General features: G+C 58.2%; 12 protein-coding genes. 3 read left to right on the top strand and 9 right to left on the bottom strand.

Features of this window, described 5'->3' with window-relative positions:
* The first annotated feature begins 46 nt into the window (after positions 1-46).
* The gene (locus ABD837_RS17730; protein WP_345057136.1) at positions 47-802 is read left to right on the top strand and encodes a DUF4397 domain-containing protein; all 756 of its coding nucleotides are present in this window, start codon (positions 47-49) and stop codon (positions 800-802) included.
* A gap of 136 nt (positions 803-938) precedes the next feature.
* A complete protein-coding gene (gene ahcY / locus ABD837_RS17725) occupies positions 939-2,255 on the top strand; it encodes an adenosylhomocysteinase (protein WP_345057134.1) in 1,317 nt (438 codons plus the stop codon).
* A gap of 77 nt (positions 2,256-2,332) precedes the next feature.
* Here ahcY and ABD837_RS17720 read toward each other — a convergent pair whose 3' ends face one another.
* The 9 genes from ABD837_RS17720 to ABD837_RS17680 form a co-directional block, all read right to left on the bottom strand.
* A complete protein-coding gene (locus ABD837_RS17720) occupies positions 2,333-3,376 on the bottom strand; it encodes an LLM class flavin-dependent oxidoreductase (protein ID WP_345057132.1) in 1,044 nt (347 codons plus the stop codon).
* Between the two features lie 193 nt (positions 3,377-3,569).
* On the bottom strand, positions 3,570-4,454 hold the full coding sequence (atpG, locus tag ABD837_RS17715) for an ATP synthase F1 subunit gamma (RefSeq protein ID WP_345057130.1): 885 nt from the start codon (positions 4,452-4,454) through the stop codon (positions 3,570-3,572).
* A 90-nt stretch (positions 4,455-4,544) separates the two neighbouring features.
* Positions 4,545-6,128 carry a F0F1 ATP synthase subunit alpha gene (atpA, locus tag ABD837_RS17710; protein ID WP_345057128.1) on the bottom strand — a complete coding sequence of 528 codons (1,584 nt, stop codon included), beginning with the start codon at positions 6,126-6,128 and terminating at the stop codon, positions 4,545-4,547.
* Between the two features lie 84 nt (positions 6,129-6,212).
* On the bottom strand, positions 6,213-6,773 hold the full coding sequence (gene atpH / locus ABD837_RS17705; RefSeq protein WP_345057126.1) for an ATP synthase F1 subunit delta: 561 nt from the start codon (positions 6,771-6,773) through the stop codon (positions 6,213-6,215).
* A gap of 91 nt (positions 6,774-6,864) precedes the next feature.
* Positions 6,865-7,365 carry a F0F1 ATP synthase subunit B gene (gene atpF, locus ABD837_RS17700; protein ID WP_345057124.1) on the bottom strand — a complete coding sequence of 167 codons (501 nt, stop codon included), beginning with the start codon at positions 7,363-7,365 and terminating at the stop codon, positions 6,865-6,867.
* Positions 7,366-7,501: 136 nt separating this feature from the next.
* Positions 7,502-7,774 carry an ATP synthase F0 subunit C gene (atpE, locus tag ABD837_RS17695; protein ID WP_345057122.1) on the bottom strand — a complete coding sequence of 91 codons (273 nt, stop codon included), beginning with the start codon at positions 7,772-7,774 and terminating at the stop codon, positions 7,502-7,504.
* A 124-nt stretch (positions 7,775-7,898) separates the two neighbouring features.
* Positions 7,899-8,957 carry a F0F1 ATP synthase subunit A gene (gene atpB / locus ABD837_RS17690; RefSeq protein ID WP_345057120.1) on the bottom strand — a complete coding sequence of 353 codons (1,059 nt, stop codon included), beginning with the start codon at positions 8,955-8,957 and terminating at the stop codon, positions 7,899-7,901.
* A gap of 39 nt (positions 8,958-8,996) precedes the next feature.
* Positions 8,997-9,401 carry a hypothetical protein gene (locus ABD837_RS17685; protein ID WP_345057118.1) on the bottom strand — a complete coding sequence of 135 codons (405 nt, stop codon included), beginning with the start codon at positions 9,399-9,401 and terminating at the stop codon, positions 8,997-8,999.
* Positions 9,402-9,429: 28 nt separating this feature from the next.
* Positions 9,430-9,690 carry an AtpZ/AtpI family protein gene (locus ABD837_RS17680; protein ID WP_345057116.1) on the bottom strand — a complete coding sequence of 87 codons (261 nt, stop codon included), beginning with the start codon at positions 9,688-9,690 and terminating at the stop codon, positions 9,430-9,432.
* A gap of 158 nt (positions 9,691-9,848) precedes the next feature.
* On the opposite strand from ABD837_RS17680, the gene porW reads away from it, so the two are divergent.
* Positions 9,849-13,292 (top strand): type IX secretion system periplasmic lipoprotein PorW/SprE, encoded by a 3,444-nt coding sequence (porW, locus tag ABD837_RS17675; RefSeq protein ID WP_345057114.1) that lies wholly within the window; start codon positions 9,849-9,851, stop codon positions 13,290-13,292.
* Positions 13,293-13,319: the final 27 nt, after the last annotated feature.

Raw genomic sequence — 13,319 nt, 5'->3', positions numbered from 1 at the left:
ACTGCACATTTCTATGTAGTTGGCTTCACTTAGCTACGCATTGTTTATGAATCCTTCCACCTACTTCCGCCGCGCCGCACTAGCCGCATTGCCTGCCGTTTTGCTGCTGGGTGCGTGCAGCAAAACCGACACCCCCGCCCCAACTCCAGCACCCGATATGGGCCGCGTACTCTTTACCCATGCGGCCGCGGCAGCTAATACCCCCCTGACGGCCTTTATCAATGACCAGCAGGTAAGCCAGCTCAACTATGGGCAAAGCAGTGCGTACGTTGCAGTCAATGCTGGTACACCTGCCCTTCGCATCAATAATGGTGCACAGGTGGCTGTTCCATCGCAGTCCCTAATCATTGCCAAGGACCAGAGCTATTCCGTGTTCGAATATTCGCCCACAACGGCAATTGGAAGCCTGGGCGTTCTGTCAGTTACAGACAATCCGCTCACTCTGAGCTCCGGAGAGGCCCAGGTCCGGGTGGTATATCTGATTGCCGGAGGCGCAAGCCCCGTCAGGTTGACAGCCCCGTCCCCGTCGCCCTCTACGCCTGCTATCGACCTTACCCCAGATGTTGCGTTCGGCACTGCTTCCAGCTTCGTTAAACTAACGGCTGGCATCTTTAACCTGAGCATCACCAGCAACGGAAGTCCTCGCCCTGTGGTAGTAGCGGTAGGCGACGGCACGGGTACTGGTGCTGGTGTATATAAGTACCTTGAAGGCAAGGCCTACACCATCGTAGTTCGTGGAATTGCAGGCAGTGGTGTTCCCACCGCACAGCAACCTCAGGCAGTCATCATCCCAAACAATTAGTGGCGGATGCTGAAGACTCGAATTGGTTAACCTCGAAAGCCTGCGCTACACTGCGCAGGCTTTTTTGTGGCTGCAGGCGAACAAACCGCTTATCTTTGTAGTTGCAACGCGATACAATCAACTAATCCGCATACCGTTGGAAACCACGACGAAAACCTACGTTCCTTACAAAGTGAAGGACATGAGCCTGGCCGAATGGGGCCGGAAGGAAATCCGCCTCGCCGAAGCCGAAATGCCCGGCCTGATGAGCCTGCGCGAGGAGTTCGGTGCTTCGCAGCCTTTTAAAGGCGCGCGTATTGCCGGCTGCCTGCACATGACCATCCAAACGGCGGTGCTCATCGAGACCCTCACGGCGCTGGGCGCGGAAGTGACGTGGTCGTCGTGCAACATCTTTTCGACCCAGGACCACGCCGCCGCCGCTATTGCCGCCGCTGGCATTGCCGTATATGCCTGGAAAGGCATGGACGAGGCTTCGTTCGACTGGTGCATTGAGCAGACGCTATTTTTCGGCGAAGACCGTCAGCCCCTGAACATGATTCTGGACGACGGTGGCGACCTTACCAACATGGTGCTGGACCGCTACCCCGAGCTGGCCGCCGACATCAAAGGCGTAAGCGAAGAGACGACGACCGGCGTGCTACGTCTGTATGAGCGCGTGAAAAACGCTACGCTGCCTTTCCCCGCCATCAACGTGAACGACTCGGTAACGAAGTCGAAATTTGATAATAAGTACGGCTGCAAAGAATCGGCTGTGGATGCTATCCGTCGGGCAACCGATACGATGATGGCCGGCAAAGTGGCCGTAGTAGCTGGCTACGGTGACGTAGGAAAAGGCACCGCTGCTTCGTTGAGCGGTGCGGGTGCCCGCGTTATCGTGACCGAAATTGACCCAATTTGTGCCCTGCAGGCGGCTATGGACGGCTACGAAGTGCGCAAGATGAAGGACGCTATTCCGCGCGCCGACATCGTTATCACTACCACCGGCAACTGCGATATCATCCGCGAAGAGCATTTCCGTGCCCTGCGCGACAAGGCCATTGTCTGCAACATTGGTCACTTTGATGATGAGATTGACATGGCTTGGCTGAATGAGAACTACGGCGATACCAAAGACACGGTGAAGCCGCAGGTAGACATCTACACCATCGAAGGCAAAGAGGTAATCATTCTGGCCGAAGGCCGCCTCGTGAACCTGGGCTGCGCCACCGGCCACCCGTCGTTCGTAATGTCGAACTCGTTCACGAACCAAACCCTGGCCCAGTTGGAGCTGTGGGAGCGCGGCAACCAGTACGAAAACCAGGTATACACGCTGCCCAAGCACCTCGACGAGAAAGTAGCCCGCCTGCACCTCGCCAAAATCGGCGTGGAGCTTGACGAGCTGACCGCTAAGCAGGCCGACTACATCAAAGTACCGGTAGAAGGCCCTTTCAAGTCGGACCTGTACCGCTACTAGTAGCTGAATCATTTTGGCAACAATGAAAAGGCCGGCTCACTTGTGTGAGCCGGCCTTTTCATTGTTGCCAAAATGATTCAGCTAACTGCTTCTACCAAAGTGGCTCGCACGGCTGGTGCCACCTGCGTGCCCAGCAACTCGATGGAGCGCAGCACGCTTTGGTGCGAGATGCCTTCGATGACGAGTTGGGCCAGAAATCGGGTATTGCTGAACAATTGGTGCTGGTAGAGCAGCTTGGCGATGATATCCTGCGGCGAGCCGACCAGCAGCGGCCCCTGCGGACCGCAGAGGTAGTCGAAATGGCGGCGGTCCATGGGCGACCAGCCACGTTCACGGCCGATGCGGTTCATCAACTGTGAGTAGGGCGGGAAGAATTCATCGCGGGCCCGTTCGGCAGTATCTGCCAGGTGCAGGTGGCAGTTGATGGCCAGTTGCAAGGAAGCCACATCGTGACCGGCTTTCTGGGCTGATTCGCGGTAGAGCTCGGCAAACGGCACGTATTGGGCAGGAGCGCCGCCCAGAATAGCAATGGTAAGCGGCAGCCCCAACTGCCCGGCCCGCACCACCGAGGCTGGCGTGCCGCCCACGCCAATCCATACAGGGATTTTGGGCTGTGCTGGGCGCGGGTACACGCCTTTCTCGGCTATGGTTGCACGGTGCTTGCCTTGCCACGAAACCACCTCGTTCTCGTTGATTTTAAGTAGCAACTGCAGCTTCTCGATGAACAGCGCGTCGTAATCCTTCAAGTCCTGCCCAAACAGCGGAAACGACTCAATAAAAGAGCCCCGGCCAGCTATAATCTCGGCCCGGCCGTTGGATATGAGGTCGACGGTGGCAAAATTCTGAAAGGTGCGTACTGGGTCGACGGAGCTGAGAACGGTAACGGCGCTACTCAGACGAATGCGCTTGGTAGTAGCCGCAATAGCAGCCAGAATGACTTCGGGAGCCGAGATGATGAAGTCGGGACGGTGATGCTCGCCGAGGGCTAACACATCGAGGCCAACTTCATCGGCCAGCTTGCCCATGGTGAGCAGTTCCTGCATACGCTGGGCAGCGGCGTGGTCCAGGCCGGCTTTGTGGGCGGGAGCTACTTCGCCGAAAGAGCTAATGCCTATTTGCATGGAGTAACGGTATTGTAATTTGAATAAACACGTGTGAAAGCCTCTGTATGGCAAAATGGTTTGACGGGCACCATCGGCTCGAGCTAACTATTCTTGCCTCGCGCCCATGCATAAGCGGACTACACTCTGAAAAGCAGAAAAGCCCGCTTCCTCTCGGAAACGGGCTTTTCTGTAAATAATATTGGAACTATGTCTAGCCCGCCGCCAGCGCTTCGGCACCGCCCACGATTTCGAGAATCTCGGTCGTGATGGCTGCCTGACGCGTCCGGTTATAGGTTAGCTTAAGGGCCTTGAGCAGCTCACCGGCGTTATCGGTGGCTTTGTCCATGGCCGTCATGCGCGCACCGTGCTCCGAGGCATTGCTTTCCAGCACCGCCTTGTAGAGCTGAATCTTGATAGACTGCGGAATAAGCGTCTGCACGATTTCCTCTTTCGAAGGCTCGAACAGGTAGTCTACGTTCGACTCCGGGGTAGCCGTGACGGGTGCTGGTTCCTGCACCAGCGGCAGCAGTTGCTGGGTCCGGATAATCTGCGTGGCCACGTTGCGAAACTCGTTGTACACCATTACCACCTCGTCATACATGCCGTTGCGGAAACCGTCCATCGCCACTTCTGCCGCCGCCCGCACCGTTTCGAACGAGAGCTTGGCGAAGACGTGGGTGTAGTCGCCAACGATGTTGCCCTTGCGGGTGTAGTAATCGTGGGCCTTCTTGCCAATGGCCATCACCGAGATGTTAGCTGCCGGCAAGCTGCTATAGCGCGAAGCAATGGCGGCGTTAACACCCTTGAACACGTTGGTGTTGAAGGCGCCGGCCAGTCCACGGTCCGACGTGATGGCGATAACCAGCACCTTGCGCACCTCGCGGGCCACACCGTAGTCGCTCACGATGTCATCGTCGGCGTTGCGGGTCAGGTTGGTCAGGATGGCATTCAGACGCTGGGCGTAAGGACGCATCCGCACGATGTTGTCCTGGGCCCGACGCAGCTTGGCCGCCGCTACCATTTTCATGGCTTTGGTAATCTGCTGCGTGCTGCTCACCGACTGAATGCGGTTGCGGACTTCTTTTAAGCTTGCCATTTAAACTTGTTGTCAGTTGTTAGTTGTCAGTTGCCAGATGGCCGTCAGTCATTAGCCGGAGCTAACAACCGACAACCGATAACTGACAACTTACTTGGCTGCGTAGTTCGCCGAAACGTCCTTGGCTACCTCGCGGATGGCCTTGGTGCCAGCATCCTCCAGCTTACCGGCTTTCAGGGCCTTCAGCACGTCGGGATAACGCGAGTTCATCGTCTGGCCAAACTCCTTCTCAAACTCACGCACGCGGTTCACGGGCACGTTGTCGAGGAGGCCGTTGGTAGCGGCGTAAATGATGGCCACCTGGTCCTCCACCTTTACAGGCGAGTATTGAGGCTGCTTCAGGATTTCGAGGTTGCGACGGCCGCGCTCAATGGTGAGCTTGGTCGAAGCATCGAGGTCGGAGCCGAATTTGGCGAAGGCTTCGAGCTCGCGGAACTGGGCCTGGTCGAGCTTCAGCGTACCAGCCACTTTCTTCATCGACTTAATCTGGGCGTTACCACCCACGCGCGATACCGAGATACCTACGTTGATGGCCGGGCGAACGCCCGAGTTGAACAGGTTGGTCTCAAGGAAAATCTGGCCGTCTGTAATCGAAATTACGTTGGTCGGGATGTAGGCCGATACGTCACCCGCCTGCGTCTCAATCAGGGGCAAAGCCGTCAACGAACCGCCGCCTTTCACCAAATGCTTGATGCTGTCGGGCAGGTCGTTCATGTTCTTCGCAATCTCGTCCGAAGCGTTGATTTTGGCGGCCCGCTCCAGCAAACGGCTGTGCAGGTAGAACACGTCACCAGGATAAGCCTCGCGGCCCGGAGGACGACGGAGCAGCAGCGACACCTCACGGTAAGCCACCGCCTGCTTCGACAAGTCATCGTACACCACCAGGGCCGGACGACCCGTATCGCGGAAGAATTCGCCAATAGCAGCACCAGTGAAAGGTGCGTAGAACTGCAGCGGAGCCGGGTCGGAAGCTGAAGCGGACACGACTACAGTGTAATCCATTGCGCCGCCCTTAGTGAGGGCCTGCACAACCTGAGCTACCGTAGAAGCCTTCTGGCCGATGGCCACGTAAATGCAGAATACTGGCTGGCCAGCTTCGAAGAATTCGCGCTGGTTGATGATGGTATCAATAGCCACGGCCGACTTGCCAGTCTGGCGGTCACCGATAATCAACTCGCGCTGACCACGGCCAATCGGAATCATCGCATCAATCGACTTGATGCCGGTTTGCATCGGCTCGGTTACGGGCTGACGGAAGATTACGCCGGGAGCCTTGCGCTCCAGGGGCATCTCGTACAACTCGCCCGTGATGGGGCCGCGGCCGTCGATGGGCTGGCCCAGCGTGTTTACCACGCGGCCCACGATGCCCTCGCCTACTTTGATAGAGGCAATTTTTTTGGTGCGCTTCACCGTGGCGCCTTCCCGGATTTCCGAGTAGTCGCCGAGCATCACGGCACCCACGTTGTCTTCTTCCAGGTTGAGCACGAGGCCTTGCAGGCCGTTCTCAAATTCAATCAGCTCACCAGCCTGGGCTTTGCTCAGACCGTAGATGCGGGCCACGCCGTCGCCGACCTGCAATACGGTGCCGACTTCTTCCAGCTCGGCTTCGGACTTGAAATTGGACAGTTGCTGCCGCAGGATTGCGGAGACTTCATCCGGACGTACTTCTGCCATTGGGGGGGGGAATAAGGTATAGGGGACAAGGGATAGGGGACGGGGATGCGGGGAACGTATCCCCTATCCCTAATTTCCTATACCCTACAGTTGTTGTTGGTAAGAATTTTCTTGCAGCGACGTGCGCAGCTTGCGAAGGCTGGTGCGCACGGAGTCGTCAATCTGGGTGTCGCCTACTCGCAGCACGAAGCCACCGATGAGGTCAGCATCCACTTTCTCGGTGAGCTGCACCTCAGTATGGCCAGTCTGCTTGCTCACCAGCGCCTGAATCTCGGCGCGGGCAGCGGCAGTGAGCGGCGTGGCCGACGTTACCTGGGCCGACTGAATGCCTTGCAGGACGTTGTATTGCGCCAGAAACTCCGGGCCGATTCCTTCGATTGCCGACTCGCGGTTTTTATCGGTGAGGATGGTGAAGAAGCGCAGCGTCATGTCCGACACTTTGCCTTCGAAAATGGCCTTCAGGATGGCCAGCTTCTTGTCGTGCTTCACAATCGGGTTGCGCAGCAACAGGCGCAGCTCGCGGCTTTCGGCCATGGTCTTGCTCAGCAGGTCCATGTCCGCTTTCACGGCGCTTAGGGTGCCCATCTCCTTGCCCAAGTCGAGGAGCGACTTGGCGTAGCGGGCCGCTACTCGTTGGTCAGCCATAGTGGTTTGTTTGTCAGTTGTTGGTTGTTAGTTGTCAGGCCGTTTATCAGCCATTAGCACGAACTAACAACTGACAACGAACAACAAGCAACTAGTTAAGCTTAACGTCTTTCAGGTAGGAATCGACCAGCTGCGTTTGGGCGGCGGGGTCGGCGAGTTCGCGGCGCAGGATGCGCTCGGCGATGTCGAGCGACAGTTTGGCGGCGGTGTTCTTTACTTCGGCCAGGGCTGCGTTTTTCTCCTGCTGGATGGCTTCGCGGGCTTGCTGGACGATGGTGTTGGCTTCGGCCGTGGCGCGGGCCTTTTCGGCTTCGCGGTGCTGGTTGGCCATTTGGGTGGCTTCCAGCATCATGCGGTCGCGCTCGAGGCGGGCATCGGTCAGCAACTTTTCGTTGCCGGCTTTTAGCTGCTGCATCTCGATTTTGGCCTGGTCGGCCATGCGCAGGGCGCCTTCAATGTTGTCCTCACGCTCTTTGAGAGCGAGCAGAATCGGCTTCCAGGCAAACTTGCCCAGCAGGAACAACACCAGCAGGAAAATAACCAGTTGCCAGAAAATCAGGCCGAGTTCAGGGGATAAAAAAGCTGGCAGCATTGCTATTGTATTTTAAAGAATGTCAACTAATCGAATAACAGATTAGGAGCAGGTAAGCCCGCCGCGCCAACTGCGTATTGCAGCAGCGGGCGGCGGGCTTCCAACTACTTCCGGGCTCGAAGCCCGGCCGGGTATTCTAGAGTTTGGTCCAGATAAGTACGCAGACTACAACTGCGAACAGGCCCAAGCCTTCAATCAGAGCGGCGGCGATAATCATAGCCGTCTGGATTTTGCCCGAAGCTTCCGGCTGACGGCCGATAGCATCCATGGCGCTGCCGCCGATGCGGCCAATGCCCAGGCCAACACCCAAAGCCACCAGACCTGCACCGATACCAGCACCCATTACAGCCAAACCAGGACCGTAGTTAGCCGCCATAGCGACAGCTTGCAACAACAAAGAGAGTAACATAAAAATTGGAAAAAGGGGAAAAAGAAAAAGTTCGTCAGTCCCGCAGCGGGGAGGGGGGGGATTGCCACGGGCTGGCCGAAACAGCCAGTTGGCGGGCGGCAAGCGCCCGGCCAGTTAAGTCAGGTTAATGAGCGGCGTGGGTCGAGGCCGAGCCGTCGTCGTAACCCATTTGCATGTCGGCATCGTGGTGGTCTTCTACCGCGCCGCCGATGTACATGGCGGTGAGCAGCGTGAAGATGAAGGCCTGCAGGATGGCTACCAGCAATTCGAGCACGTTGATGAACAGGCCGAATGCGATGGTAACCGGCGCAACGGACCACGACTTGAAAATAAACACCAGGCTAATGAAGCTGAGCACCACGATGTGCCCGGCCGTGATGTTGGCGAACAGACGAATCATGAGCGAGAAGGGCTTGGTGAAAATGCCCAGGAACTCGACGATAATCATGATAGGCAGCAGCGGCTTGGGCACACCGGGCGTGGCGAAAATGTGCGCCCAGTAATACTTGTTGCTCGAAGCCAGCGTGATAATCAGCGTGAGCACGGCCAGTACCATCGTCACGGCGATGTTGCCGCTCAGGTTGGCCGCGCCAGGCATCAGGCCCAGCAGGTTATTGAACCAGATGAAGAAGAAGGCCGTGAGCAGGTAAGGCATGTAACGCTCGTACTTGGGGCCGATGTTCTTCTTGGCTACTTCGTCGCGGATGAAGATGATAACCGGCTCGAAGAACGACTGCATGCCCTGAGGCGCGCGGCCCTGGTTGCGGCGGTACCCACGGGCCACAGCCGTGAACACCAGCAGCATCAGCACGGCGCTGATGAGCAGCGACGCGGTGTTTTTGGTAATAGAGAAGTCGTAGACCTTGCTACCGTCGAGGGCAACCAGCTTGTCTTCCTCCAGTTTGAGGCCGCTATAGCTTTTGCCGTGGGCCAGTTGGCTGCCCGAAAACGTGCTCAGGCCAGTGCCGGGGCGGTAGGCGATGATGGGCAGCGGGATGGTGACGTGGTTGGCATGTTCGCCGGCTCCCAGGGTGGCCAAGTGCCACTCGTGAGAATCGCCGATATGCTCCAAAATCATTTCGCCGGGATTGAAGCCTTCGGCCTTTGCGCCCTCGCCAGCGGGTTCGTTAGCGAAAACGGACAGGGAGACGAAGCAAAGGAGAATCGAGAGTAAACGCTTCATTCAAAGTTAATTAATGACTGATTTCGGGCTAACGCATTATCATTGCGCTACTTGCTTTCCTGAAATCGGCCGCAAGTTACTCAAAGTAGCCCAGATTTCAAACCCAGCCCACGAAAAGTACAGGATGAAGAAGGCTCCGAGGAAGGTCCAGACGCCCTTCGGCTCGCGCGCAATTCCGCTTGCCAGCAGCCAGGTTACAAGGCCCAACGAGACCAGTAGCCGCACCGTCATGCCAATGAGGTAGCCCAAGCCGAGGCTGTTGGGGTCGCGGGCCACAAGGCGTGCAGTAAGGCTATAGGCGAAGTAGGTGAGCGCAGCCATGACCACAAACAGAAGGCCCGTGCGCGGGTGCACCACGGCCGGGCCATACAGGCGATGCAGCATATAAATGGGCAGCCCCAGGGCGGCGGTGAATAGCAGAAACTGGCGCAGGAAACGGGGCATGAGGTACAGTAGAAGTTGGGCGCGCGCTTTACAGCGACTCTTTGGTAAGGCTGCGGATGACCTGGAATACGGCCACGAACACGCCCAGCAGCAGCAGCCCGATGGTAAGCCAAGGACCGGTGTTCAGGCGGCCATCCAGCCAAATACCCAGCCAGGCGCTGCCCCCGATAATGCCCAGCATTTGGAAGGCCAGGCCAGAGTATTTCATGATGGCCTGCCGACGGTCGGAACCGGTGGGCTGGGGGTCGGGGGAGGTGGGCATGGGCAGGTCGAAATCGGCGGGTAGCAAAGGTACGGCGCGGGCCGGGCGGGCGTGGGCGGCGAAAAAACGTAATTTTACCCGTCCGGCTCCGTTATCTGGCAGAGCCGCCGAACATTTCGGGGCGCTTTGGGCGTTCCGGCAGTTCGGACTGGCCTTTTTCCTTTACGCTGATTTTGACACATCCATTGCTGACATATCGCTGGGTTGCGCGGCTTCTGGTCCTGCTAGGGTTGGGAGCGGCGGGCTGCGCCTCGGATAAGAACATCGTTTCGCATGCGTTCAACAACGTAGCAGCGCGCGACAACGCCTATTTCATTGCGCGGGAGAAGCTTCGGGGGCTGGAGGACAAGCTGTATACCACGTCCCGGCCCAACGACTATAACCAGCCGTTGGCGTTGTTTCCGACGCTGGACAGTGCCAGCGTGAGAGCCAGTCGTGCTGATTTGACGGACATTATCAAACGGGCGTCGATGCCAATTCAGCACCGGCCGGGCTCGGACTGGACAGATGATGCCTACATTTTGGTGGGCTGGTCGCGGTTTTACCTGATGCAGTTCGACGACGCGGCGCTCACGTTTAAGTATGTGAACTCGACGAGCAAGGACGACAATGCCAAGCACGAAGCCCTGATTGGCCTGATGCGCACCTTCACGGCACAGGGCGAGCTCGAAAGCGCGAAGGCAGTTTCGGATTTACTCGATAAGGAACAGGGCCGGCCGGAAGATGCGCGCCAGCTTTTCCTGACTCGGGCCGACTACTTCATGCGCACTGACGAGCCTGCCAAGGCCATTATACAGCTCGAAAAGGCCATTCCGCTGATTGAATACAAGAACGAACGGTCGCGCACGCGCTACCTGCTGGCGCAGCTGTACCAAGAGGCCGGCGAGAACAAGAAGGCCTACGAGCAGCTCGACCAGATTCTGGCCCGCAACCCGCCGTACGAGCTCGACTTTCAGGCCAAGCTGATGCTGGCGCAAGTGTCGGACCTGAGCACGAAGGACCGGGCCCGGCTCGACAAAAACTTCGGCGGGTTGCTGAAAAACCTGAATAACAAGGATTACCGCGACAAAATCTATTATGAGATGGCGCGGCTAAACTACCGCGAGAAGAACTACCCGGAGGCACTGAAGCTGCTGCGCCAGTCGGTGCAGGCCACAACCACCAACCGCTTTCAGAAAAGCTATGCTTACCTGCTCGCGGGCCGCATTTACTACGAGAACCTGCATAAGTATCCGTTGGCAGCTGCTTACTACGACAGCACGGTGCAGAACCTGAACAAGGAGGCCAAGACTTACTTAGCCATCAAAGAGCGCAGCGATATTCTGAAGGATTTTGCCAAGCAGTATACTATCATCGAAACACAGGACAGCTTGCAGGCGCTAGCCAAGCTGGCACCTGATGTGTTGACCGAGCGGCTGAATACGTATGCCGACGCTGAGCTGGCTACCCGCCAGCGAGAAACCGACCGGCTGGCGGCGGTGGCCAAAACGCAGGCCCGCGCGGCTGACTTGGCCAGCCGCGCCAGCTCGGCCAATAGCGGTATTGGGAGCGACCTGCCGGGTGGTAACATAAACCCCGGCGGCCTGAACGCAGCAACCTCTGACGTAACATCGTTTGACCCCACGGCCACAGCGGCGGCCGGGCAATGGTATTTCGACAACCCAACCCTGCTGGGCACGGCCCGGGCCGAGTTTATTCGGAAGTGGGGCAACCGCCAACTGCAGGATAACTGGCGCACCAACCGGCAAGCAGCTAGCTCGCCGAATACGGTGGCGGGTGGCGGCGCACCGTTGAGCGTAACGGGCAACTCCACAACCGCTGTGAATGGCACCCAAGCCGACTCGGCCAGCGCAGGCGCGGCAGCTAGTCCCACGGCAACCCGCGACAAGCTCGTGGCCCAATACCGCGCGGCCATCCCTACCGACCCCGGCCAGTTGTCGGCGTCGAACCGGCAGGTGGAAGCCGCTTTGTATGAATTGGGCGGCATCTATAAAGAGCAGCTAAAGGAGCGCGAGAAAGGCTTTGAGACCTATGAGCAGCAGGTGAGCCGTTACGAACGCGGCGAGCACGCGCCCGACGCCTACTACCTGCTCTACCTCTATTACAAAGACAAGCCCGACGCGGCTAAAATGGAGCAGTATGCGGCGGCCTTGCAACGCGAGTTTCCGAAGTCGATTTATGCCAAGCTGGTTGCCGACCCTTTGTACCGCGAGCACGAATTAGCCTTGCACAACGCCGTGGCGAGTCGCGTCGATTCGGCGTTCACCTTCTATGTTAATCAGGAATTTCGCAAGGCCAACGCAGTGCTGGGCCGCACGGAAAAACAATACCCGAAAAGCGACCTGAATGACCGGGTAGCCTACCTGAAGACGCTGCTGGTGGCCCGTACGCAGCCGCCGCTTACTGCCCGGGCTTCAGTCGAGCAATTTATCAAAGCGTATCCCGACAGCCCTCTCCAACCGCAGGCGAAGGCTCTGGCAGCTTCCTACAGCAAGCAGGAAAATGGGGCACTTGCCGGGGCGCTGGCCTCCACGGAGAAGCCGGTGATTTCACAGTTCCGCCCGGGCGAGGTGAACAACCGCATGCGTATTTTCTACAAGGAAAACGAGACGCCGGCCAAAGCTCTTGGGCCTGCTCCTGCCGGCGATACGCCCAAGCTTCCATCGGCACCCAACGAGGAGCGTAAAACACCCACGGGCAAGCCCGTGGAAAGCACACCGAGCGGTTCGGCAGGCCCGGCACCGCTGGCACCTGCGCCGAAGGGCACACCGGTTGCTGGAACGCCTATGCCGGGAGCAGTCCCCACAGCCACGCCGGACGGTATTGTAACGACGGCTGCAGTTCCGGTACGCAAAGGCCGGCCTACCCGCAAGCAATTAGCGGAAGAAGCTGCGGCCAAAAAGGCAGCGGCAGCTACCTCACCGGCAAGTGCTACGACTGGCGCTGTGCCAGCTAACGCGGGGGTTAACCCACCCGTTACCACACCGGCACCGGGCACCGCAGCTGCTTCTACCAGCCCACCCGCAACTGCGGCAGCCACGCCGGTTACTGGTGCGCCGGTTCGCAAGGGTCGGCCTACCCGCAAGCAATTGGCCGACGAGGCCGCTGCGAAAGCTGCCGCTGCCAAAGCCGCAGCGGCAGCAGGAAATACCGCTCCAGGTGCTTCGGCAACTACTCCTGGCACCATGGCGCCTGTTGCTGGCACTCCAGCGCCCACTACGCCTACGGCCGGAACCAGCACGGCTTCTTCGGCTCCGACCACTGCTTATACTACGCTGTTGAATAGTCCGCATGTAGTAGTGCTGGTGTTTCCAAAGGATTCTCCCGCCGCAACGGGCCTGGCAGCTCAATTAATCACCTATAACAGCCGTTTTTTCAAAGCCAACGCCCTGACGGTGGAAACCGCAACACTGGGAACTGACCAGGAATTGGTGGTAGTGAAAACGCTGCCCTGGGCGAAAGTGGCTCAGAGCTACGCCACCAAGCTGCGCGGGCCGCAATCGCCGCTGGCCAAGCTGCGCGGGGCCGGCTACCAGACATTGGTGATTAGCGCCGAAAACCTGGCGCTGCTGCAAACCAGCGGAGATTTGGCGGGGTATTTGAGCTTTTACCAGCGCGCCTACAAGTAGTGTTTTGCGGGTTGAACCAGCCCCCAA

It is taken from the genome of Hymenobacter glaciei (assembly GCF_039539585.1).
GTDB classification, from domain to species: Bacteria; Bacteroidota; Bacteroidia; order Cytophagales; family Hymenobacteraceae; genus Hymenobacter; species Hymenobacter glaciei.
Note: the sequence above shows the minus strand (reverse complement) of the source record. Positions and strands in the feature narration are given on the sequence as shown.

Excerpts from the sequence above, each read along its gene's own strand:
- atpE (WP_345057122.1), bottom strand. The coding sequence starts at position 7,774 with ATGTTACTCTCTTTGTTGTTGCAAGCTGTCGCTATGGCGGCTAACTAC.
- atpG (WP_345057130.1), bottom strand. The coding sequence starts at position 4,454 with ATGGCAAGCTTAAAAGAAGTCCGCAACCGCATTCAGTCGGTGAGCAGC.
- atpH (WP_345057126.1), bottom strand. The coding sequence starts at position 6,773 with ATGGCTGACCAACGAGTAGCGGCCCGCTACGCCAAGTCGCTCCTCGAC.
- atpA (WP_345057128.1), bottom strand. The coding sequence starts at position 6,128 with ATGGCAGAAGTACGTCCGGATGAAGTCTCCGCAATCCTGCGGCAGCAA.
- ABD837_RS17720 (WP_345057132.1), bottom strand. The coding sequence starts at position 3,376 with ATGCAAATAGGCATTAGCTCTTTCGGCGAAGTAGCTCCCGCCCACAAA.
- atpF (WP_345057124.1), bottom strand. The coding sequence starts at position 7,365 with ATGCTGCCAGCTTTTTTATCCCCTGAACTCGGCCTGATTTTCTGGCAA.
- ABD837_RS17730 (WP_345057136.1), top strand. The coding sequence starts at position 47 with ATGAATCCTTCCACCTACTTCCGCCGCGCCGCACTAGCCGCATTGCCT.
- atpB (WP_345057120.1), bottom strand. The coding sequence starts at position 8,957 with ATGAAGCGTTTACTCTCGATTCTCCTTTGCTTCGTCTCCCTGTCCGTT.
- ABD837_RS17685 (WP_345057118.1), bottom strand. The coding sequence starts at position 9,401 with ATGCCCCGTTTCCTGCGCCAGTTTCTGCTATTCACCGCCGCCCTGGGG.